Raw genomic sequence first — 20,470 nt, 5'->3', positions numbered from 1 at the left:
GGCCTCACGACTCCTCCGCCCAGCTGAACCCGTCGCGCGCCACCAGGGCGCTGGCGGCGGCCGGGCCCCAGCTGCCGGCGGCGTAGGGGCGCGGTCCCAGGCCGGCGGCGTCGTCCTCGCGCCAGGCCCGCAGCACCGGCTCGACCCAGCGCCACGCCTCCTCCTGCTCGTCGCTGCGCACGAACAGGTTCAGCCGCCCGTGGATGGCCTCCAGCAGCAGCCGCTCGTAGGCGCCGACGCGGTCTTCCACGAACGCCTTGTCGAAGTCCAGGTCCAGGCTCACCGGCGCCAACGCGCCCGCGCCCGAATGGCCCTTGGCCGCGAGCAGGTGCAGCTCCAGGCCGTCTTCCGGCTGCAGCTTGATCACCAGCCGGTTGGCCGGGTGCGGCCCCGGGAAGATCGGGTGCGGCACGGCGCGGAAGTTCACGACGATGTAGGCCGTCCCCGCCGCCAGCCGCTTGCCCGTGCGCAGGTAGAAGGGCACGCCGGCCCAGCGCCAGTTGCACACCTCGGTGCGCAGCGCCACGAAGGTCTCGCAGCGGCTGTGCGCCGGCACCTTCACCTCCTCGGCGTAGCCCGGCACGGCGCGGCCCTCGCACACGCCGGCGCGGTACTGGCCGCGCACCACGTCGCGCCGCGCGCTCTCCGGCGTGAAGGGCTTCAGCGCCTGCAGCACCTTGAGCTTCTCGTTGCGGATGGCATCGGCGTCCGCGGTGGAGGGCGGCTCCATGGCGATCATGGTCAGCAGCTGCAGCGCGTGGTTCTGGACCATGTCGCGCAGCGCGCCGGTGCGCTCGTAGAACTCGCCGCGCGTGCCCACGCCCAGCGACTCCGCCAGCGTGATCTCGATGCTGGCGATGCTCTCGCGCCGCCACAGCGGCTCGAACAGCGCGTTGCCGAAGCGCAGCGCCGTGAGGTTCTGCACCGCGGACTTGCCGAGGTAGTGGTCGATGCGCAGCGCCTGGCTCTCGCTGAACACCGCTCCCACGGCGCGGTTGATGGCGCGCGCGCTCTCCAGGTCATGGCCCAGCGGCTTCTCCAGCACCACGCGCACCTCGGGCCCGTTTAGGCCCACGGCGCAGAGCTGCCCGCAGATCTGCGGGAAGAGATGCGGGCTGGTCGCCAGGTACAGCACCACGGTGCCGGCGGCGCGCTCGCGGCCCTCGTCCGCCTGGGGCTCCTTGAGCCAGCGCCGCAGCCGCTGGTAAGGCTCGGCCTGCATCAGGTCCATGCTGATGTAGTGCAGCAGTGCCGCGAAGCGCTTGAAGGCCTCGGCGCCGGGGCGGGCCGGCCCGGGCAGGTCCCGGAAGCGCTGCTGCAGCCATTCGCGGTAGCCGGCGCTGTCCATCTCGTTGCGGCCGACCGCCAGGATGCGCCCGTCCGCGGGCAGCTTGCCGTGGCGCCAGGCCTGGAACAGCGCGGGCAGGAGCTTGCGCCAGGCCAGGTCGCCGGTGCCGCCGATGAGGACCAGGTCGAAGGACGTGGCGCTCACCACCACGCCTCCAGCTGCACGCCGAACAGCGTGCTCGACGTGCGACCGCCGGCACCGAAGCCGGTGGCGTTGGCGGCGGCAGCGGCGTCGTTCCACTTCACGCGCGTGGCGTAGAGGCGCAGCTCGGGCCGGGAGAAGAAGCCGGGGCCCAGCGACAGCGCCGGCGCGATGGTGAGCTTGCGCAGCCGCTGCGTGGGCTGCCCGTCGATGGCGCGGCTGGTGCTGCCCGCCTCGGCCAGGAGCTTGAGATGGTCGGTGAACGCATAGGACACGCGGCCGCCGACGGAGAGGTCCTTGCTCACCTGGCCGTCGGTGGGCCCGCCGTCGGCCTTGGAATGCTGGTAGGCCAGGATGGTCTGCCCGCCGAAGCGGCCGGACTGCCAGCTCAGCGAGTCGATCACGCGCCAGCTCTTCTGGCCCGGGCTCGGCACGGGCGGGTTGGCCACGCTCGTCACCACCCCGCCCGCGCCCACGATCAGGCTGGTGCCGCCGGCGCTGTCCAGCCCGAAGAACTGGCCGTTGAGCCCGGCATGGCCGCGCGCGGCCTGCACGAACAGCGCGTTCTTGAGCCCCGGCGTGAGGAAGTCGTTCTGGTTGTGCAGCAGCGACAGGCCCGCGCCGTCCTTGCCGTAGGCAAAGTCGCCGCGCACCAGGGTGCCGGTCAGGCGCAGGGTGCCGCCGGGGTTGGTTTCGAGGCCGGAGACGTCGACGTTCAGGCGCCGCGCGCGGTTGGGGTCGGACACCTTGTTGTCGATGCTGTCGCCCGTGAACAGGCCCACGCCCAGCTTGACCGGGCCCAGCTTCCAGCCCGTGAAGCCCACGCCCAGGTTGTCGCCGTAGTCGGCGAAGAACTTGTCCACGATGTGCACGTCCTGCAGGCGCAGCCGGCGCTGGCCGCCCCAGAACTGCACCTCGGGCGCGAAGGGCAGGCCCGAGAAGCTGACGTAGGCCTCGGCCGTGCCGTGGTCGCCGTTCCAGATCGTGGGCATGTAGTACGCCCCGAGCTTCAGGCCGTTGCCCATGTCGAACTGTTTGCCGATGCCGAACTCCAGCCCGTGGTCGCCCTCGTTGCCGAGGCGGAACTTCTGCGCGTCGCCGCCCAGGGTGTAGCCGCCGCGCGGCGTGTCGCCGCTGCTGGACTGGAAGCCGCCGCGCGTGTAGCCGTAGAGCTCCAGGCCCGCGACTTCGGTGAGGGCGTGCGCGCTCAGGCAGCACAGGGCGGCCGCGGCCGCGATGCCTGCGCGGCGCAGGGCGGGGTGGTGGAAAGCGTTCATCGGCTGGTCTCCTCTTGTTGATGGACGAAGGGCGTCCTCTTCCCTGCGCGGCGTGCGCGGAAGTTCTTCTGGGCGAAGCCGCCCCCGCGGCGTTGCGGCGCCGCGTGGAACGGAACGGGGTCGGGGATGCGGGCGCCGCGGTGCGGCGCGCGGCTCAGGCCACGCGGGCCTCGGTGCGGGCGTCGAACAGGTGCGCGTGCTGCGGCTGCCAGCGCAGGTGCACGTTCTCGCCGACGCCGGCGTGCAGTACGCCGGGCACGCGGGCGGTGAGCTGGCCCAGCGGCGTGTCCACCGTGGCGTAGGTGTCGGGGCCGGTGGGCTCGATGATGGCCAGGCGGCCGGGTACGCCGCTGTGGTCCAGCGCCAGGTGCTCGGGGCGCAGGCCGTAGAGCAGCTCGCCGGCGCCGGCGCCGGCGCGTAGCGCCGCGCGCTGAGCGTCGGTGGTGGGCAGCTCCAGGCCGCCCGCCGTCGCGCCGATGCCGCCGCGCGAGGCCGCCACGATGTTCATCACCGGCGAGCCGATGAACTCGGCCACGAAGCGGTTGACGGGCCGCGTGTAGATGTCCTCCGGCGTGCCGAACTGCTGCACCACGCCGTCCTTCATCACCGCGATGCGGTCGCCCAGCGTCATGGCCTCGACCTGGTCGTGCGTGACGTACACGGTGGTGGTGCGCGTGCGCTGGTGCAGCAGCTTGATCTCCGCGCGCATCTCCACGCGCAGCTTGGCGTCGAGGTTGGACAGCGGCTCGTCGAAGAGAAAGAGCTTCGGGTTGCGCGCCAGTGCCCGGCCCATGGCCACGCGCTGGCGCTGGCCGCCGGAGAGCTGCCCGGGCTTGCGGTCCAGCAGGTGGCCGATCTGCAGCATCTTCGCCACGCGATCCACCGCGGCCTCGCGCTCGGCCCTAGGCACCTTGCGGATCTCCAGGCCGAAGGCGACGTTCTGCGCCACCGTCATGTTCGGATAGAGCGCGTAGCTCTGGAACACCATCGCGATGTCGCGGTCCTTGCTGGGCAGGTGCGTGACGTCGCGCTCGCCGATGTGGATGCTGCCGGCCGTGGGCGTGTCCAGCCCGGCGATCATGCTCAGCAGCGTGGACTTGCCGCAGCCCGAGGGGCCGACCAGGATCAGGAACTCGCCGGCCTCGATGTCGATGTCGATGCCCTTGAGGATGCGGACGTTGCCGGCGTAGGTCTTCTCGACCTGGCGGATGGAGAGGGCGCCCATGGTGTTCAGCCTTTCACGGCGCCGGCCGTGAGGCCGCGCACGAAGTATTTGCCTGCGATGACGTAAACCAGCAGCGTCGGCAACGCGGCAATGAGCGCGGCGGCCATGTCCACGTTGTATTCCTTGACCGAGCTGGAGGTGTTGACCAGGTTGTTGAGGCCCACCGTGATGGGCTTGCTGTCGGCGCCGGAGAACACGACGCCGTAGAGGAAGTCGTTCCAGATCTGCGTGAACTGCCAGATCAGCGTCACGACCAGGATCGGCGTGCTCAGCGGCAGCACGATGCGCCGGAAGATCTGCCAGAACGAGGCGCCGTCGAGCATCGCCGCCTTGACCAGCTCGTCGGGCAGCCCGACGTAGTAGTTGCGGAAGAACAGGGTGGTGGAAGGCAGCCCGGCGAGCACGTGCACCAGCACCAGCCCGCTGATGGAGCTGGCCAGCCCCAGCCAGCCCAGCACCTGGCTCATCGGCAGCAGCACCACCTGCATCGGCATGAACACGCCGAAGAGCATCAGCGCGAACATCAGCTCGCTGCCGCGAAAGCGCCACTTGCTCAGCACGTAGCCGTTGAGCGCGCCGATGGCGGTGGAGATCAGCACCGCGGGCACCACCAGCAGCACCGAGTTGAGGAAGAAGGGCCGCAGGCCGTTGCAGTCGGTGCCGGTGCAGGCGCTGCTCCATGCTCGCGACCAGGCTTCCAGGCTCGGGCTCGTGGGCAGCGACAGCAGGTGGCCGGTGCGGATCTGCTCCATGTCCTTGAGCGAGGTCACCAGCATCACGTACAGCGGCGCCAGGAACCAGGCGGCGAACAGCGCCAGCGCGGTCCACAGCACGAGGCGGTGCAGCTTCAGGCGCCGGGGCTTCGCGGTTGCGGGGGCACCGGACACGGCACCGTGCGGCAGCGGGGCGGTCAGCGGGCGGGTCATCGCTTGCTCCTCAGTTCGGAGTAGAGGTAGGGCACGACGATGGCGGCGACGGTCGCCAGCATCACGGTGGCGCTGGCCGCCCCCAGGCCGATCTGGCCGCGCGTGAAGGCCATCGCGTACATGAAGGTGGCGGGAAGGTCGGTCGAGTAGCCGGGGCCGCCCGCGGTGAGCGCCATCACCAGGTCGAAGCTCTTGATGGCGAGGTGGCTGACCACCATCAGGGTGCTGAAGAACACCGGGCGCAGGCTGGGCACGATGATGCGCAGGTAGATGCGCGGCAGCGAGGCGCCGTCCACCTGGGCGGCCTTGATGATCGAGTCGTCGATGCCGCGCAGCGCCGCCAGGAACAGCGCCATCACGAAGCCCGCGGCCTGCCACACGCCGGCGATGGCGATGCAGTAGAGGGCCTTGTCCGGGTCCACCAGCCAGCCGAAGCTGAAGTCCTCGAAGCCCCACTGGTGCATCAGGTGCTCCAGGCCCAGGCCGGGGTTTAGCATCCACTTCCAGGCCGTGCCGGTGACGATGAAGGAGATCGCCATCGGGTACAAGTAGACGGTGCGCAGCACGCCCTCGGCCCGCACCTTCTGGTCCAGCAGGATCGCCAGCAGCAGGCCCAGGCCCATGGCGCCGCCGATGAAGAGGGTGCCGAACAAGGCCATGTTGGCGAGCGCGACGCGGAAGCGCTCGTTGGCGAAGAGCGCGGCGTACTGGTCGAAGCCCACGAGTTCGTAGTTGGGCAGCAGCCGCGAGGCGGTCAGCGACAAGTAGCCGTTCCAGGCCATGAAGCCGTAGATGAAGATGAAGGCGAGCGCGAACCCGGGCGCGATGACGAGCTTGGGCAGCCAGGGTGTTCGCAGGGTCGAGGCAGCGGCCATGGAGGTCCCTTTTGCGAGGCGTGGGCAGGCCTCACCCGCCGCGCGGGGCGCGGGTTGCGTGGGCCGCCGAGGCGGCCGGGTGAGGGAGGAGGGGAGCCGGGGAAGGGGCGGCGCGCGGCCGCCCGGGGCTCAACTGGCCTTGGCTGCCGCCGCGAGGCGCGTCATGGCCTCCTTGGGCGTCATGCGGTCGTTGTTCCAGAACTGGCTGACGACGTCCTTGATCGCGCCTTCCACCGCCGCCGGCACGGCCATGCCGTGGGCGATGCTGGGCACCAGCGTGCCGCCCTGGGCGCTGGCGGCGAAGTCCTTGGCCGAGGCCTTGGCGCAGTCGTCGAACTTGGTGAGGTCCATGTTCAGCCGCACCGGAATGGAGCCCTTGTTGAGGTTGAAGGTCTCCTGGAACTGCGGCGACATCACGGCCGCGGCCAGGTCCTTCTGCGCCTTGACCTTGTCGTCGCCCTTGACCTTGAACATCGCCAGCGAGTCCACGTTGAAGGTGAAGGCGCCGGCGCTGCCGGGGGCGGCCACGCAGATGAAGTCCTTGCCGGGCTGCTTGCCCGCGGCCACGAACTCGCCCTTGGCCCAGTCGCCCATGAGCTGCATGCCGGCCTCGCCCTTGACCACCATGCCGGTGGCCAGGTTCCAGTCGCGGCCCGGCGCGTTCTTGTCGGTGTAGCCCTTGATGCGGCGGAAGGTGGCGAGCACCTTTTCCATGGTCGCGCCGTTGAGCGCGGCCGGGTCGAGCTGCACCAGCGCCTTGCGGTAGAAGTCCACGCCGCCGAGCCCCAGTGCCACGCTCTCGAACACGGTGAAGTCCTGCCAGTTCTGGCCGCCGTGCGCCAGCGGGATCACGCCGGCCTTCTTCAGCGCCTCGGCGGTGGCGAAGAACTCGTCCCAGGTCGCGGGCACCTTGGCGCCGGCCTTCTTCAGCACCTCGGGGTTGGCGTAGAGCCAGTTGACGCGGTGCACGTTGAGCGGCGCGGCGATGTAGCCGCCCTTGTATTTCATGACGTCGCTGATCTGCCTGGGCAGCAGGCTGTCCCACTTCTCGGCCTTGGCGACGTCGTCGATGTTGGCCAGCACGCCCTCGGCGGCCCATTCCTGCAGCGACGGTCCCTTGATCTGCGCCGCGGCCGGCGCGTTGCCCGAGACCACGCGCGACTTCAGCACCGTCATGGCCGAGTCGCCGCCGCCGCCCGCCACGGCGAAGTCGCGCCAGGTGTGGCCCTTGGCCTGCAGCGTGGCCTTCAGCGCCGCGGCGGCCTTGGCCTCGCCGCCGCTGGTCCAGTAGTGCAGCACCTCCACCTCGCCGGCCTGGGCGGCGCCGGCCAGCACGAGGGTGGCGGCCACGGCCGCCAGGACGCGGGCGGACTTCGGGCGGAATCGGTTCATGGTCTTGTCTCCTGAAGGCGCCGGGCGGCCCGGCACGGGGTTTTCTCTTGTGCGGAGCGGCAGCCCGAAGGCCTGTTCCGCTCCGCCGCCAGCGCCGGTGCGATCGACGATGCATCGGCTGCGGTGAGAGGAAGTATTAATGTGGCGTTAAGGTATTAATATGAGGTTAAACCCTGCCTCCACCCTTGTCGGGGCGCGCGATGTGCGGCGGCGTTAAGGGATCAAGACACCGTTAAGCTTCGGCCATGCGACTCCTGCTGGCTGAAGACGATGCCCTCCTGGCCGACGCGCTCTCGGCGCAATTGCGCCAGGCCGGCTTCGAGGTGGAACACGTGGAGAACGGGGCGGTGGCCGAGTACCTGCTGCTCAAGCAGCCCTTCGACCTGGCGATCCTGGACCTGGGCCTGCCCATGCTCGACGGCCTGAGCGTGCTCAAGCGCGTGCATGCCGCGAAGCCGCAGTTCCCGGTGCTGGTGCTCACCGCGCTGGACGACCTGGAGAGCCGGGTCACGACGCTCAACGCCGGTGCCGACGACTACCTCACCAAGCCCTTCGACTTCCCGGAGCTGGAGGCGCGGCTGCGCGTGCTGCTGCGGCGCTCGCAGGCGGCGCAGCCGGCGCCGGCCGGGGTGGCCGCCTCCAGCACGCTGGGCCGCCTGGTGCTGGAGCCCCAGGCGCGGCGTGCCAGCGTGGCCGGCGAGCCGCTGGAGCTCAGCCCGCGCGAGTGGACGCTGCTGGAGCTGCTGAGCACGCAGCGCGACCAGGTCGTGACCAAGGAGCAGATCAACCAGGCCTGGAGCGGCGAGGGCGGAGAGGCCGGTGGCGCCGGCAACTCGATCGAGGTCTACATCCACCGCCTGCGCCGCAAGCTCGAAGGCTCGGGGCTGAACATCCGCACCGTGCGCGGCCTGGGCTACCTGCTCGAAACCTCGGAGGCGGCGCGGGGCTGAGCGCGCCACGCCGCACGGAAGCCTGCCGGTGCCCCGCGTCCTGACCCGCCTGCTGCACGGCCTGGGCGCCGGCGGGCTGTCGCTGCAGCGCCAGCTGCTGCTGTGGCTGCTGCTGCCGCAGCTGGTGCTGTGGCTGGCCGGCGGCGCCTTCACCTACCGGCTGGCCGCCGGCTACGCCAACCGGGCCATCGACGACAGCCTGTCGCAGGCTTCGCGCGCGCTGGCGCGGCAGATCAAGCCGCTGGAGAGCGGCCTGCTGATCGACTTCCCGCGCGCCGCGCAGGACGTGCTGGAAGCCGACCCGGAGGACCGCCTCTACTACATGGTCAGCACGCCGCCGGGGCAGTTCATCCTGGGCAGCCGCACCCTGCCAGCGCCGCCGGCCATCGAGCAGCCGCGGCTGAACGTGCCCTACTTCTACGACGGCACCATGGGCGGCGCCGAAGGCCGGCCGGAGCTACCCCGGGCGCAGCGCGTGCGCGTGGCGGCGCTCTACCTCGCCTATGGCGGCAGCGACGGCGCGAAACAGCTGCTGCTGGTGCAGGTCGCGCGCAGCAGCGCCAACCGCGAGGAGCTGGCCCGCAGCATCCTGGTGGACACGCTGCTGCCGCTGTCGGCCCTGATCGTGCTGATGACCATGATCGTGTGGGCCGGCATCCGCGCCGGCCTGGCGCCGCTGGCGCGGCTGCGGCGCGAGGTCGAGAACCGGGCGCCGACCGACTTGGCGCCGCTGCACATCGAGCAGGCGCCGCGCGAGCTGCAGTCGCTGGCGCGCGCGCTCAACGAGCTGCTGGGCGCGGCGCGGCGCAACGTGGCGGCGCAGAAGCGCTTCATCGGCGACGCCGCGCACCAGCTGCGCACACCGCTGGCGGGCCTGAAGAGCCAGACCGAGCTGGCGCTGCAGGGCTGCGCCGACGCCGAGCTGCGCGCCCGGCTGGAGCGCGTGCACCAGAGCGCCACGCGCAGCGCGCACTTGGTGAACCAGCTGCTGACGCTGGCGCGCGCCGAGCCCGAGTCGCTGCTGGTGCAGGACCGCAGCCCGGTGGACCTGCGCCAGCTCGCGCGCGAGCTCACGGCCGAGCTGGTGCCGCGCGCGCTGCGGGCCGGCGTGGACCTGGGCCTGGACCCGGCCATGGAGCAGGGCGACACCGCCGCCGTGCCGGTGCTGGCCAACGGACTGCTGCTGCGCGAGGCGCTGAGCAACCTGATCGACAACGCCATCCGCTACGCCGGCCGCGGCGCGGAGGTGACGGTGCGCGTGCGGCGCGAGGGCGCGCAGGCCGTGGCCGAGGTCGAGGACAACGGCCCCGGCATCCCCGTGGCGGAGCGCGAGCGGGTGTTCGAGCGCTTCGTGCGCGGCACGAACACCGGCGACGGCTGCGGCCTGGGGCTGGCCATCGTCCGGGAGATCGTCGAGCGCCACGCCGGCGAGGTGCGGCTGGAGGACAGCGCCGGCGGCAGCGGGCTGCGCGTCGTGGTCCGGCTGCCCTTGCGGCCGGGCGCCGCGGCGTAGCAGCCCGGAAGCAGGGAGTTGGAAGCGGGATGCGGGTTTAACCCATGTTTATAAATTAATGAAACATTAATACGCTTCGCATCCCGTTCATGTTCCCGCGCCCAGCCGCGACCCCTCGTGATGCACCAGCCCGCGCCTGAAGAGCGTCGTCTCGCCCTGTCCCCCGATCCGCAGCCGCTCCGCCTCGTGGGCGACGTGGGCGGCACCAACGCCCGCTTCGCGCTGGTGCAGGGCCCGCGGGGCCGGCCCTTTGCATTGCGGACCCTGTCCACCAGCGGGCACCCCGACCTGGCCTCGGCCGTGGAGGCTTACCTGGACGGCGTCGGGGCCCGGCCCGTGGAGGCGGCCATCGCCATCGCCTGTGCCATCGAGGGCGACGAGTTGCGCATGACGAACAACCACTGGCACTTCTCGAACGAGGCGACGCGCCGGCGCCTGGGCCTGGAGCGGCTGCTGATGCTCAACGACTGGGAGGCGATGGCCTATGCCGTGCCGGCCTTCCAGCCGCAGGACCTGCTGCCCCTGGGCGGCGGGGCGCCGGTGGCGTCCGCGCCCTGCGTGCTGCTGGGGCCGGGCACGGGGCTGGGCGTGTCGTCGCTGGTGCGCTCGCGCAGCGGCGAATGGGTGGCCGTCGCGGGCGAGGGCGGGCACGCCAGCATCGCGCCGACCTGCGAGCGGGAGGCCGACATCCTGCGCGCCACCTGGGCGGAGCATGCCCACGTGTCGGCCGAGCGGCTCGTGTCCGGCATGGGCCTGGAGAACCTGTACCGCGCCATCGCCCGGCTCGACGGCGTGGCACCGCAGCCGCTTGCCGCCGCCGAGGTGTGCCGGCGCGCCCTGGCGTGCGAGGACGCCCGGTGCGAGGAGGCGCTGGCGACCTTCTGCGGCCTGCTGGGCAACGTGGCGGGCAGCTTGGCGCTGACGCTGGGGGCGCGCGGCGGCGTGTATTTCGGCGGCGGCATCCTGGGGCGCATCGGGCATGCGTACCTGGTGGAGCGCTCGCCGCTGCGCCTGAAGTTCGAAGCCAAGGGGCGCTTCGCGCCGTACCTGGCGCGCATTCCCACGTACTTGGTCAGCGCGGAGCAGCCGGCGCTGCTGGGGGCCGCGATGGTGCTGGGCGTGCGTCCGGGCGAGGCAGCTTAGACATCGTCGCGGTCGCGGCCACTGCGGGCGTGACATGGTGGGCGGCTCTTCCTCTTCCAAGGAGATCCGCCGTGAAGCCTTCCGTCCTGACATCGATGGCCGCCGCCGTGCTGCTGGCCGGCGCGCCCGTGCTGGCGCAGCAGCAGCCGGCCGGCGCTTCCGGGCCGCGCGCCGTGTCGCCAGGCTGCGTGGTGGCGGGGCCCTCGTTCAGCGATTGCCGGGCCACGGGTCGCTACAGCCAGAGCTACCGCGACGTCGAAGGCGGGCAGCGCGAGGACCGCGGCGGTGCCGCGGCCCGGCGTGAGGGCAAGGATTCGGACGCGGCCCGGGCCGCCGGCGAAGCCGGTCGCGTCGAAGCGGCGGCGGTGCCTCAGGCCGCCATGTAGCGCCCGGGCTTGTGGTTGAGGGCCAGCACCAGGTTGAGCATCACGGCGCCGAGCACCGACAGCGCCACGCGCTGGAAGTCCGCCACGGCCAGCGCGGCGAGCACGATGCAGGCGTCCACCGCCATCTGGAACTGGCCCGCGCTGATCTTGCCGCGCTCCTGCAGCAGCAGCGCCAGGATGCCCAGCCCGCCCAGGCTGGACTTGTGGCGGAACAGGATCAGCATGCCGCAGCCCATGAGCGTGCCGCCCATGACCGAGGCGTAGAGCGGGTCCACGCGGGCGATCTCGATCCAGCGCGGCAGCCACTCGCTGAGCAGCGAGATCGTGGTCACGGAAACGATGGTCTTGAGCGTGAACTCCAGGCCCTTGCGCTTCCAGGCGAGCACGTAGAAGGGCAGGTTGATGACGAAGAACCAGGCGCCGAAGGGCCATTGCGAGGCGTAGTGGCCGAGAAAGGCCAGGCCCGCGGTGCCGCCGGTGAGCAGGCCGACCTGGCGGTAGAGCACCAGGCCCAGGGAGACGAAGAGGGAGCCGGTCATCAGCGCCATCAGGTCGTCGCGATGGCGGTGCATGAGCTGGCTGCGGGTAAGGGACTGCATGGGGTGATACGGGGTTCATGGACCGCGGCGCGCTGCGGCGCCGGGAAGGCGCGCAGGGTACGCAGCCGGCCGCGGGAAGGGCTTGACCGGACTCAAGGGGCATGAGCCGGGCCGGCGCGGGGGGCGCCGGCGGGGGGCGGATTGTGACCGACCGCGCCTTAAGCCCTGGCCCCGCGCGCCACCTTCTGCAGCAGCTCCACCAGGATCGCCCGCTCCGCCGCGCTCAGCGCCTTGAGCACGTCGCGCTCCATGTCCAGCGACAGCGCGTGCGCCTTGCGCGCGGTCTCGTCGCCCGCGGGCGTGAGCGTCACGAGCTGGGCGCGGCGGTCGCTGTCGCTGCGAGCGCGCTGGATCAGGCCGCGCTTCTCCAGCCGGTCCAGCAGCACCGTCACGGCCGGCGCCACCATCGCCAGCGCCTCGGACAGCTGCTTGGGCGTGGCGCCCGGGTTGAAGGCCAGCAGCACCAGGCAGCTGAACTCCACCGGGCTCAGCTCCAGCGGCTTGCCGACGTGCTCGGCAAAGGCGCGGCGGGTGGGAACGTCGGCCCGGGCGATCTGGTAGCCCAGCAGGTGCTGGAGACTGCTCTGATCCAGGCCCGGAGCCTTTTGCTTGTCTTTGGGAGCGGGCATCGGGGGAGTGTAGCCAGGGGTTACGGGTACCCGTCCCAACCGCCGGACAGGTCCGGCGCCGTCCCGTTCAGGCACCGGCTTCCGCGGACGCTTCAGGCCCGGCCAGCCAGCGCCGCAGTGTCCCGTACAGCGCCTCCGGGACCACGGGCTTGGTCAGGAAGTCGTTCATGCCGGCCGCCAGGCAGGCCGCGCGGTCCTCCGCGAAGGCGTTGGCCGTCATGGCGATGATCGGCACGCCCGGCCCGCGCTGCTCGCGTATGGCGCGCGCGGCGGCCAGGCCGTCCATGCGCGGCATTTGCATGTCCATCAGGACCAGGTCGAAGCGGTGCAGCAGCGCCAGCTCCACGGCGAGCTCGCCGTCCACCGCCACGTCCACCTGCAGCCCGGCCGCGCGCAGCAGCGTCGCCGCCAGCTCCTGGTTGACGAAGTTGTCTTCCGCCAGCAGCACCCGCGCGCCGGCATGCCGCTGCCGCAGCGCCAGCAGCGCCTCGCCGCCGTGCACGGGCAGGCCCGCCGGCGCCGGCCGCGCCGGCTGCAGCAGGCGCACCAGCGTGTCGTGCAGCGCGGACGCGGTGACGGGCTTGATCAGCACCGCCTGGAACCCGGCGGCGCGGGCCCGTTCCTGCAGCTGCGGCGCATCGAAGGCCGTGACCAGGATGCTCATGGGCACCGGGCTGCGGCGCGCCTGGCGCAGCCGCGCCAGCGTGGCGATGCCGTCCATCCCCGGCATGCGCCAGTCGATGAGCAGCAGGTCGAAGCACTCGCCGCCGTCGCTGGCATCCTGTGCCTGGCGCAGCGCGGCCGGCCCGCTGTCCGCGGCCACGGCCTTCATGCCCAGGCCCCAGAGCCGCTCCACCAGCACGGAGCGCGCCTCGGGCAGGTCGTCCACCACCAGCGCGCGCAGGCCCTGCAGGCGCACGGGCATGGCAGCCTGGGGCTGCGAGGCCGCGCGCCCCAGGCGGGCCGTGAACCAGAACGTGCTGCCCTGGCCCTGGCGGCTTTGCACGCCCACCTCGCCGCCCATGAGCTTCACGACGTGGCGCGTCAGCGCCAGGCCCAGCCCGGTGCCGCCGTGGCGGCGCGAGACGGACGCATCGGCCTGCTCGAACGCGGTGAACAAGGCTCCCAGCCGCTCGGGCGCGATGCCTTCGCCGGTGTCGCTGACCTCGAAGCGCACCAGCACCTGCGAGCCTTCCTCCTGCAGCTGCTCGGCGCGCAGGCGCACCCAGCCGTGCGCGGTGAACTTCACCGCGTTGGACAGCAGGTTGAGCAGCGCCTGCGACAGCCGCGTCGGGTCGCCGCGCAGCCGCTGCGGCAGCTGGTCGGTGTCGAGCACCAGCTCCAGCTCCTTGGCCTGTGCCGGCTCGCGCACCAGGTCGAAGACGCGGGAGAGGACGGCGTCGAGCCCGAACTCGACCTCCTCCAGCGTCATCTTGCCGGCCTCGATCTTGGACAGGTCCAGGATGTCGTTGAGGACCTGCAGCAGGTGCTGCGCGGCCTGCTCCACCTGCTGCAGCCGGTGCCGCTGCTCGTCGTCGCCGGCGTCGCGCAGCAGCAGGTGGGTGAAGCCGATGATGGCGTTCATCGGCGTGCGGATCTCGTGGCTCATGTTGGCCAGGAAGGCGCTCTTGGCCCGCGTGGCGTCCTCGGCCACGTCCCGGGCCAGCACCAGCTCGGCCGTGCGCTGCTCGACCAGCTCCTCCAGCTGCTCGCGGGCCTGGCGGTGCGCCTCGGCCAGCTCGGCGTCGCGGCTGCGCACGAGCGCCTCGCGCTCGCGCAGCAGGCTGGCCGCGCGGGCCAGGGCCGCGGCCACGTCGGCGGCCTCTCGGACGTCGGGCGCGGGCAGCTCCATGGGGTCACCGCGGCCCAGCGCCGTGGCCGGCCCGGTCAGCGCCTCCACCGAGCGCGCGATGCGGTTGCCCACGCGGCGGGCCAGCACCCAGCCCAGCGCCAGCAGCAGCGCCACGCCCGCGGCCAGCGTGGATAACGTGCGGGCCAGGCCGCCCAGCAGCGCCTGGCGCGGGATGCCGATGGCCACGCACCACTTCGTGACCGGCGAGCAGCTGTAGGACGACAGCACCGGGATGCCTTCCCGGGTGACTGCCTCGGTGGTGCCGGCGGCCGACGCGACCATGGCCTGCAGCAGCTGCGCGGTCGCCTTGTGCCCGACGAACTGGTCGGCCGCGTGCGTGCGCGCCACGATCGTGCCGCTGCCGTCGAGCACGCCGGCGACCCATTCCGGCGGCAGGCCTTGCGCCTTGAGCAGCCCGTCGAGCTGCTGCGCCAGCAGGCTGACGCGCAGCGCGTAGGCGGTGCGGCCCTCCAGCACGACGGGCACCTCGACGCCGATCACCGGACGCTGGAACAGCTCGCTGAACTGCAGGTCGGAGATGACGGCCCGGCCGCCGGCGAACACACGCCGCGCGCTGTCCGGATTGGGTGGCCCCGGCAGCGGGCCGCCGTAGTCGACCGCGGTGTTGAGCACCTGCCGCAGCTGCGGATCGATCAGCACGACGTTGCTGACCGGGCCCCCCACAGCCACCGCCTCGCGGGCGCGCCGGTGGAAGGCGGCCAGGTCGCCGTGGGCCAGCACGGCCGAGGTCGCCAGCACCTGCCCGATCGCCTGCGCCGTGAGCAGCTGGTTGTCCACGGCCTGGGTCAGCGCACGGGCGGTCTGCACCGTGTTGCGATCAAGATTGGCCCGCCCGGCCTGGTACTCGTGCCCGAACAGCAGCGTCGCGCCCAGCACCGCGGGCAGCAGGCAGGCCAGGACCAGGGAGGTCAGCAGCGAGCGCGTTCCTGGGAGCCCGGCCGGATCGAGGCGTGGGTGCATGGCTTCTGGTGCGGCCGGGCACGCCGCATCGGCGCGGCGCGCAATGGCGGATTCAGTAAAGTCGGTTAGTGGACCCTCGCTTGGGTGCTTGACAGGTTAGTGGGTCCTTTGTCTCGAAGGCGCGGTATTTGCTCTAGTCGCCTTGCCGGCGTGCATGCAGCGGGATGCCGGGGCGGCGCGGTGCGCAGGGCGCTTGACCGGTCGCAAGGCGTCTCGGCTTTTCCCCGGGAAGATGGCTGCATCGGCCCCGGGATCGGCGCTGGTCCGCACCCGGGCGATGCACGGCACGGGGCCGTGAAAACCTTGGCGGCGAGCAGCCGCACCGGACGTCCGGGCCTGTGCCAGGGAGCCCGGGTGAGCGCGATCCGCACACTGCTGGCGAGGGTGTCTGCCATGTCGATGTTCCAGGGGATGCCCGAGGCGTCTGCCGCGCGGCCGGTCACGTGGGTCGTTCCCTTCGCGCCCGGCGGGATGTCGGACTTGGTGGCGCGCGCGCTGGCCGGGCCGCTGGGGCAGCGGCTGGGCCAGCCGGTGGTGGTCGAGAACCATCCCGGCGGTGCGGGCGCGCTGGGCACGGAGCTGGTGCTGCGGCGGCCGGCCGACGGCCACACCCTGCTCAACATCTCCACCGGGCCGATGGCCGTGAATCCGGCGCTGCACCGGCACCTGCGCTACGACCCCTTGCGCGACCTCGTTCCCGTGCACGGGCTGCTGCAGTCCTCCCCGCTGCTGGCCGTGGATGCCGCGAGCCCATGGCACACGCTGGCGGATTTCCTGGACGCCGCGCGCCACCGGCCCGGCGAGCTTCGGGTCGGTTCCGCCGCGCCGGGCACGAGCACGTGCCTGGCCGGGGTGCTGCTGGCGCGCGAGTCGAAGACACGCTGGCTGCAGGACCCTCACCCGGGCGCGACCTCGGCGCTGCAGGACCTGCTCGGCGGCCGGCTGGACGCGGTCGTCAACTACCTGCTGCCGCTCAGGCCGCACCTGGACAGCGGGCGGCTGCGCGCGCTGGCGGTGCTTGGGCGCCGGCGCCTGGCCCTGCTGCCGGAGGTGCCCACCGTCGCCGAGGTCGGGCTGCGCGGCGCGGAGGTCGCGAGCTGGTCGGGCATCGCCGTGCGCGCCGGCACGCCGGAGAAGGCGGTGCGCAGGCTGGGCGCCGCCGTGCACCAGGTGCTGTCCGACCCGGAGGTGATGAGCGCCTTCATCGCCCTGGGCGAGATCCCGCTGCTGGAGCTGACCGAGGCGCCGCTGCGCGCCTTCATCGCCGCCGAGCAGGCGCGGTGGGGCGGGATCGTGCGAGTGGCGGGGGTGGCGGTGGAGTAGGGCGGTGGCGGTGGGGCGGGCTGGGCTGCCCGGTGCGGAACAATGAGGGCTTCGGCTGAGGCCTGGCCCGACGAGTCATTTGTCCAACAGGCTGTTGGACATTTGCCTTGGGGTCACAACCCGGGCCAGAAGCTGGTCGGGCTGCCTGGGGGCGTTCCAGACGGGGAACAAGAGGAATGACCCATGTCCCAGGTGCCACATTCCCCCGCGCTGGATTTCAACGGGCTGGCGCAGGCCATCGCCCGCACGCACCACGAGCTGGCCGCGCAGGCGACCCCGCACTTCCAGTCGAAAGGACAACCCCCATGCTGAAGATGAACGCCCAGCGCAGCACGCTGGTGCTGGTGGACTACCAGGCGCGGCTGATGCCCGCCATCGACCGGGCGGGCGAGGTGCTCACGGCCGCCGTGCAGGTGGCGCGGGCCGCCAGGGCGCTGGGCATCCGGGTGATCGGGACCGAGCAGAACCCCGCGCGCCTGGGCCCCAACGACCCCGCCGTGCGCCAGCTTTGCGACCTCACGCTGCCCAAGATGCATTTCGACGCCTGCGCCGACGGCCTGGCTGCGCTGCTGGACGAGGCCCGGCCGCCCGGCGCGGCGCCGGCCGAGGTGGTCGTCGCGGGTTGCGAGGCCCACGTATGCCTGCTGCAGACCGCGCTGGGCCTGGCGGAGCACGGGCACCGGGTCTGGGTCGTGGGGTCGGCCTGCGGCTCCCGGCACGAGGCAGACCGGCGCGCGGCCATGCGCCGCCTGCGCGACGCGGGCCTCACGCTGGTCACGGCCGAGATGGTGCTCTTCGAGTGGACCGCGAGCTGCGAGCACCCGGCTTTCAAGCGCATCCTGCAGCTGGTCAAGGACCCCGGCGCCGCTTGAGGCCCGGGCTGCGGCGCTTCCCGGCAGCATCCGGCCGGGGCCGCATCCGCATCGTTCCGGTACCGGCCCGCCGCTTGCCGCTGACCGGGCTTTACGGAGTCACTTGCCCATGCTCGAAAAGCTTCCCGACGTGGTCGGCGCCGCGCTGCGCGGCCAGCGTGCCGGCCTGGACCAGACCGCCTTCGTGCGCGTGCGGCTGCCCGTGGGGCAGGGCGCGCTGCAGGTCACGAGCCTGGCCTTCATGGACCACGCGCCGCTGCCCCCGCGCTTCACCGCCGACGGCGAGGGCCTGTCGCCGCCGCTGCAGTGGAGCGGCGTGCCCGCCAACGCCGCCTCGCTGCTGCTGCTGGTGGAGGACGCCGACTCGCCCACGCCGCATCCACTCGTGCACGCCATCGCCTACGACATCCCGGCCCAGGAAAGCTACCTGGCCGAGGGCGCGCTCAACGGCGGCGAGGACGAGTCCGGCGCGCCCCGGCTCGGCCGCAACTCCTACCTGCGCACGGCCTGGATTCCGCCGGACCCGCCGCCCGCCCACGGCGTGCACCGCTACGCCTTCCAGCTCTTTGCCCTGGGCCCGGGCGCCGAGTGGAGCGGCACGCCCGGCCGCGACGCCGTGCTGCAGGTGCTGGAGCAGCACGCCATCGCCAGCGGCTGCCTCATCGGCACCTACGAGCGCCACGACACCAGCGTGCTCGACGACCAGACGGCCGCCGCCGCGGTGTCCACGCGCTCGGACCTCAGTGCGTCCTGATTCAAAGGAAACCGCCGCTCAGGCCGCCGGATACCAGCCCCGCAGCACTTCCATGACCTGCGCGAAGCGCAGCCGGTCCATGGCGTCGTCCAGGTGCGCGACGGCGTCGCGGCCGTGCCGCTCGGCCAACTCCGGGCGCAGCGCCTGGTACAGCCCGAAGGCGCCCATGTCGCCCTCGGACAGCGCACGCATCAGGCGCCCGATGGTGTGGGCATCGGCCGGGGCGCTGCCGGCCACCACCGGGCCGGGCTCGCCGTAGGGCTGTTCCACTTCGGCCGGCAGTGCGGCCAGCACTTCCGCCAGCGCCGCGGCCAGGGCCTGCAGCGCCGGCTCCCGGACCGCCACGTCGCCGGCGCGCAGGGCGTCCTCCAGCCGCAGCGCCTGCGCGGCGACGGTCTCGGCCGACAGGTTGGCGGCCAGGCCGCGCATGCGGTGCAGCCGCTTGATGGCGTCGCCCACGTCCCCGCGCGCGAGTTCGGCGCGGATGCGCGCGGGCGCCTCGGCGTGGTCCTCGCGCAGCGCGCGCAGCATGCTCAGGAACAGCACCCGGTTGCCCAGCAGCCGCCACGCCGCGCGCTCGCCGTTCACGCCCGGCACGGCCGGCAGGGACCCGCCGCTGGCCGGCGCGGCTTCCGGTGGCAGCGCCTCCCGCGCGGGCGGCGCGCTCCGGGCCGCTGCATCGCCCGGGCTCGCCGCCGCCTGCGCTGCCGTGGGCCCCGCGGCCGGCATGGCGCCCGGCGCCCCGCGGCGCAGGGCCAGGTGGTGCAGCAGCTTGCTGACCAGCGTGTTGAGCTGGATGGGCTTGGCGATGAAGTCGTCCATGCCCGCGTCCAGCGTGGCCTGGCGCTGCTGCGGCAGCACGCCGGCGCTCACGGCGATCACGGGCAGGTGCGCCAGCGCCGGGTCGGCGCGGATGCGGCGCACCGCCTCCAGCCCGTCCATCACCGGCATCTGCACGTCCAGGAACACGCCGTCGAAGCCGTCCGGGCCGGCCGCGGCGCGCAGCATGCGCAGCGCCTCCAGCCCGTCTCCGGCGCTCTCGCAGTGCGCGCCTTCGAGCGCCAGCATCTGGCTGGCCAACTCGCAGTTGAGCAGCACGTCGTCCACCACCAGCAGCCGCAATCCGGCCAGGCGCGGCTGCCTGCGCGGCGCCTCAGCCATCGCGCCGCACCGTCACCCGTGCATGTCCTGCCACGAATAAGATCGTGTCGGAAAATTGCATGGAATACCTGGGGTGCCCGTGGTTATACTGTTCGATTGAAATCATATCCGTTGGACCATTCCATCGGTTGCGATGGCCGGCAGAATTTTTTCTGGTGGCGAAAATTGAACAAAATTCATGAACATGATCAGCAGCCCGTCCATCCTGCTCATCGATGACGATCCCAAGCAAATTCAATCGCTGGCTGCCATTTTGCGCCAGCACGATTATCGGGTTTTTGCCGCACTGGACGGGCGCGACGGGCTCGCCAAGGCCGCTGCCAAGCCGCCTGACCTGATTCTGGTGGACCTGTACATGCCCGACATTGACGGGCAGGCGACAATTCGGCTCTTCAAGGCCCATCCCACGCTGCAGCATATTCCCCTGATCTGCCTCACGGTCTCGCATCAAATCGACGACAAATTGAGCGCCTTCGAGGCCGGTGCCGTCGATTACATCACCAAGCCCTTTGACCCGGCCGAGGTCATTGCCCGGGTCCGAGTGCATTTGCGCCTGCACCAGTCCGGCAGTCCGCGCGCCGAGCCCGAGCGCGTCCCGGAAATTCCGCCGGTGCCCGAGGGTACCCAGCAATGGAGCGAACGGCTGGTGAGCCAGGCCCAGGCCATATTGTTGCGGGAAATGTCCAGTCCGCCCTCGCTGGGCGACCTTGCGCACCGTATCGGCACCACGCAGCGGCATTTGAGCCATGAATTCCGGCGCCTGGTCGGCACGGCCGTCTATGCCTGGCTGCGCGAGGAGCGCCACCGCGAGGCCTGCTTCAGGCTGCTGCACACCAGCCAGCAGCTCAACCAGATCGGCCAGCACATCGGCTACCAGTCGGCCGCGGCCTTCACCAACGCCTTCCGCGCCCGCTTCGGCATGACGCCCAGCGACTACCGCCGCGCCGCCGGGGTGCGCGTGGTGGAAGACGAGGAATAAGGGCCGCCACCAGCATTGCGCCAGTTTTCGCACCCGGGGTGGGGCCGGGTGCGGAATATTTCACGGTTTGCCCGCCTTCGAGCCCGGACCGGGTCGCGGGCGGCGCACTATGATGAATTTTCACGGTCCAGGATTCACGGGCCG

General features: G+C 71.9%; 19 protein-coding genes. 9 read left to right on the top strand and 10 right to left on the bottom strand.

The window, feature by feature from the left end:
* Positions 1 to 4: 4 nt before the first annotated feature.
* The 6 genes from zwf to H537_RS0139455 all read right to left on the bottom strand — a co-directional run bounded on the left by zwf (position 5) and on the right by H537_RS0139455 (position 7,184).
* Positions 5 to 1,492 carry a glucose-6-phosphate dehydrogenase gene (gene zwf / locus H537_RS0139490; RefSeq protein WP_043462309.1) on the bottom strand — a complete coding sequence of 496 codons (1,488 nt, stop codon included), beginning with the start codon at positions 1,490 to 1,492 and terminating at the stop codon, positions 5 to 7.
* A complete protein-coding gene (locus H537_RS0139485) occupies positions 1,489 to 2,766 on the bottom strand; it encodes a carbohydrate porin (protein WP_084151313.1) in 1,278 nt (425 codons plus the stop codon). The genes zwf and H537_RS0139485 overlap by 4 nt, the downstream gene beginning before the upstream one ends.
* Before the next feature lie 154 nt (positions 2,767 to 2,920).
* Positions 2,921 to 3,991: an ABC transporter ATP-binding protein gene (locus H537_RS48490; RefSeq protein ID WP_043462293.1), complete on the bottom strand. Its 1,071-nt coding sequence runs from the start codon at positions 3,989 to 3,991 to the stop codon at positions 2,921 to 2,923.
* Positions 3,992 to 3,996: 5 nt separating this feature from the next.
* Positions 3,997 to 4,917, bottom strand: coding sequence for a carbohydrate ABC transporter permease (locus H537_RS0139465; protein ID WP_051244715.1), 921 nt, complete (start codon positions 4,915 to 4,917; stop codon positions 3,997 to 3,999).
* Complete coding sequence (locus H537_RS0139460) at positions 4,914 to 5,792, bottom strand: carbohydrate ABC transporter permease (protein WP_029002227.1); 879 nt, start codon at positions 5,790 to 5,792, stop codon at positions 4,914 to 4,916. Before H537_RS0139460 ends, H537_RS0139465 begins: the two co-directional genes overlap by 4 nt.
* A gap of 129 nt (positions 5,793 to 5,921) precedes the next feature.
* Positions 5,922 to 7,184, bottom strand: a complete 1,263-nt coding sequence (locus H537_RS0139455) for an ABC transporter substrate-binding protein (protein ID WP_029002226.1) — start codon at positions 7,182 to 7,184, stop codon at positions 5,922 to 5,924.
* A 245-nt stretch (positions 7,185 to 7,429) separates the two neighbouring features.
* Here H537_RS0139455 and H537_RS0139450 point away from each other — a divergent pair, with 245 nt between their 5' ends.
* The 4 genes from H537_RS0139450 to H537_RS0139435 all read left to right on the top strand — a co-directional run bounded on the left by H537_RS0139450 (position 7,430) and on the right by H537_RS0139435 (position 11,176).
* A complete protein-coding gene (locus H537_RS0139450) occupies positions 7,430 to 8,134 on the top strand; it encodes a response regulator transcription factor (protein ID WP_029002225.1) in 705 nt (234 codons plus the stop codon).
* Between the two features lie 28 nt (positions 8,135 to 8,162).
* Positions 8,163 to 9,647: a sensor histidine kinase gene (locus H537_RS0139445; RefSeq protein WP_156902269.1), complete on the top strand. Its 1,485-nt coding sequence runs from the start codon at positions 8,163 to 8,165 to the stop codon at positions 9,645 to 9,647.
* Between the two features lie 120 nt (positions 9,648 to 9,767).
* Positions 9,768 to 10,790 (top strand): glucokinase, encoded by a 1,023-nt coding sequence (gene glk, locus H537_RS48485; RefSeq protein WP_051244711.1) that lies wholly within the window; start codon positions 9,768 to 9,770, stop codon positions 10,788 to 10,790.
* Between the two features lie 71 nt (positions 10,791 to 10,861).
* Complete coding sequence (locus tag H537_RS0139435) at positions 10,862 to 11,176, top strand: hypothetical protein (RefSeq protein ID WP_156902268.1); 315 nt, start codon at positions 10,862 to 10,864, stop codon at positions 11,174 to 11,176.
* Here H537_RS0139435 and H537_RS0139430 read toward each other — a convergent pair.
* From H537_RS0139430 to H537_RS55270, 3 genes are all read right to left on the bottom strand, one after another.
* Positions 11,161 to 11,775 (bottom strand): YitT family protein, encoded by a 615-nt coding sequence (locus H537_RS0139430; protein ID WP_029002222.1) that lies wholly within the window; start codon positions 11,773 to 11,775, stop codon positions 11,161 to 11,163. The genes H537_RS0139435 and H537_RS0139430 overlap by 16 nt on opposite strands.
* 158 nt (positions 11,776 to 11,933) lie before the next feature.
* Positions 11,934 to 12,404 carry a MarR family winged helix-turn-helix transcriptional regulator gene (locus tag H537_RS0139425; protein WP_029002221.1) on the bottom strand — a complete coding sequence of 157 codons (471 nt, stop codon included), beginning with the start codon at positions 12,402 to 12,404 and terminating at the stop codon, positions 11,934 to 11,936.
* Positions 12,405 to 12,471: 67 nt separating this feature from the next.
* Positions 12,472 to 15,237 (bottom strand): hybrid sensor histidine kinase/response regulator, encoded by a 2,766-nt coding sequence (locus H537_RS55270; protein WP_051244709.1) that lies wholly within the window; start codon positions 15,235 to 15,237, stop codon positions 12,472 to 12,474.
* A gap of 393 nt (positions 15,238 to 15,630) precedes the next feature.
* Between H537_RS55270 and H537_RS48475 the strand changes: the two genes are divergently transcribed.
* From H537_RS48475 to H537_RS0139400, 4 genes are all read left to right on the top strand, one after another.
* Positions 15,631 to 16,560, top strand: a complete 930-nt coding sequence (locus H537_RS48475; protein WP_064736139.1) for a tripartite tricarboxylate transporter substrate binding protein — start codon at positions 15,631 to 15,633, stop codon at positions 16,558 to 16,560.
* A 183-nt stretch (positions 16,561 to 16,743) separates the two neighbouring features.
* Complete coding sequence (locus H537_RS56395) at positions 16,744 to 16,872, top strand: hypothetical protein (protein WP_259375265.1); 129 nt, start codon at positions 16,744 to 16,746, stop codon at positions 16,870 to 16,872.
* The gene (locus tag H537_RS0139405; RefSeq protein ID WP_029002220.1) at positions 16,866 to 17,432 is read left to right on the top strand and encodes an isochorismatase family protein; all 567 of its coding nucleotides are present in this window, start codon (positions 16,866 to 16,868) and stop codon (positions 17,430 to 17,432) included. The genes H537_RS56395 and H537_RS0139405 overlap by 7 nt, the downstream gene beginning before the upstream one ends.
* A 109-nt stretch (positions 17,433 to 17,541) precedes the next feature.
* Positions 17,542 to 18,186: a YbhB/YbcL family Raf kinase inhibitor-like protein gene (locus H537_RS0139400; RefSeq protein ID WP_029002219.1), complete on the top strand. Its 645-nt coding sequence runs from the start codon at positions 17,542 to 17,544 to the stop codon at positions 18,184 to 18,186.
* Positions 18,187 to 18,204: 18 nt separating this feature from the next.
* Here the strand turns inward: H537_RS0139400 and H537_RS0139395 are convergent, their stop codons facing one another.
* Positions 18,205 to 19,347, bottom strand: a complete 1,143-nt coding sequence (locus H537_RS0139395) for an Hpt domain-containing response regulator (RefSeq protein WP_029002218.1) — start codon at positions 19,345 to 19,347, stop codon at positions 18,205 to 18,207.
* A 178-nt stretch (positions 19,348 to 19,525) separates the two neighbouring features.
* Between H537_RS0139395 and H537_RS48465 the strand changes: the two genes are divergently transcribed.
* On the top strand, positions 19,526 to 20,326 hold the full coding sequence (locus H537_RS48465) for a response regulator transcription factor (protein WP_051244705.1): 801 nt from the start codon (positions 19,526 to 19,528) through the stop codon (positions 20,324 to 20,326).
* The last annotated feature ends 144 nt before the right edge of the window (positions 20,327 to 20,470 follow it).

This window comes from Azohydromonas australica DSM 1124, from assembly GCF_000430725.1.
In the GTDB taxonomy this organism is placed as follows: Bacteria; Pseudomonadota; Gammaproteobacteria; order Burkholderiales; family Burkholderiaceae_C; genus Azohydromonas; species Azohydromonas australica.
Note: the sequence above shows the minus strand (reverse complement) of the source record. Positions and strands in the feature narration are given on the sequence as shown.

Excerpts from the sequence above, each read along its gene's own strand:
- H537_RS0139485 (WP_084151313.1), bottom strand. The coding sequence starts at position 2,766 with ATGAACGCTTTCCACCACCCCGCCCTGCGCCGCGCAGGCATCGCGGCC.
- H537_RS48490 (WP_043462293.1), bottom strand. The coding sequence starts at position 3,991 with ATGGGCGCCCTCTCCATCCGCCAGGTCGAGAAGACCTACGCCGGCAAC.
- H537_RS0139465 (WP_051244715.1), bottom strand. The coding sequence starts at position 4,917 with ATGACCCGCCCGCTGACCGCCCCGCTGCCGCACGGTGCCGTGTCCGGT.
- H537_RS0139460 (WP_029002227.1), bottom strand. The coding sequence starts at position 5,792 with ATGGCCGCTGCCTCGACCCTGCGAACACCCTGGCTGCCCAAGCTCGTC.
- H537_RS0139455 (WP_029002226.1), bottom strand. The coding sequence starts at position 7,184 with ATGAACCGATTCCGCCCGAAGTCCGCCCGCGTCCTGGCGGCCGTGGCC.
- H537_RS0139450 (WP_029002225.1), top strand. The coding sequence starts at position 7,430 with ATGCGACTCCTGCTGGCTGAAGACGATGCCCTCCTGGCCGACGCGCTC.
- glk (WP_051244711.1), top strand. The coding sequence starts at position 9,768 with ATGCACCAGCCCGCGCCTGAAGAGCGTCGTCTCGCCCTGTCCCCCGAT.
- H537_RS0139430 (WP_029002222.1), bottom strand. The coding sequence starts at position 11,775 with ATGCAGTCCCTTACCCGCAGCCAGCTCATGCACCGCCATCGCGACGAC.
- H537_RS0139425 (WP_029002221.1), bottom strand. The coding sequence starts at position 12,404 with ATGCCCGCTCCCAAAGACAAGCAAAAGGCTCCGGGCCTGGATCAGAGC.
- H537_RS55270 (WP_051244709.1), bottom strand. The coding sequence starts at position 15,237 with ATGCACCCACGCCTCGATCCGGCCGGGCTCCCAGGAACGCGCTCGCTG.
- H537_RS48475 (WP_064736139.1), top strand. The coding sequence starts at position 15,631 with ATGTCGATGTTCCAGGGGATGCCCGAGGCGTCTGCCGCGCGGCCGGTC.
- H537_RS56395 (WP_259375265.1), top strand. The coding sequence starts at position 16,744 with ATGTCCCAGGTGCCACATTCCCCCGCGCTGGATTTCAACGGGCTGGCG.
- H537_RS0139405 (WP_029002220.1), top strand. The coding sequence starts at position 16,866 with ATGCTGAAGATGAACGCCCAGCGCAGCACGCTGGTGCTGGTGGACTAC.
- H537_RS0139400 (WP_029002219.1), top strand. The coding sequence starts at position 17,542 with ATGCTCGAAAAGCTTCCCGACGTGGTCGGCGCCGCGCTGCGCGGCCAG.
- H537_RS0139395 (WP_029002218.1), bottom strand. The coding sequence starts at position 19,347 with ATGGCTGAGGCGCCGCGCAGGCAGCCGCGCCTGGCCGGATTGCGGCTG.
- H537_RS48465 (WP_051244705.1), top strand. The coding sequence starts at position 19,526 with ATGAACATGATCAGCAGCCCGTCCATCCTGCTCATCGATGACGATCCC.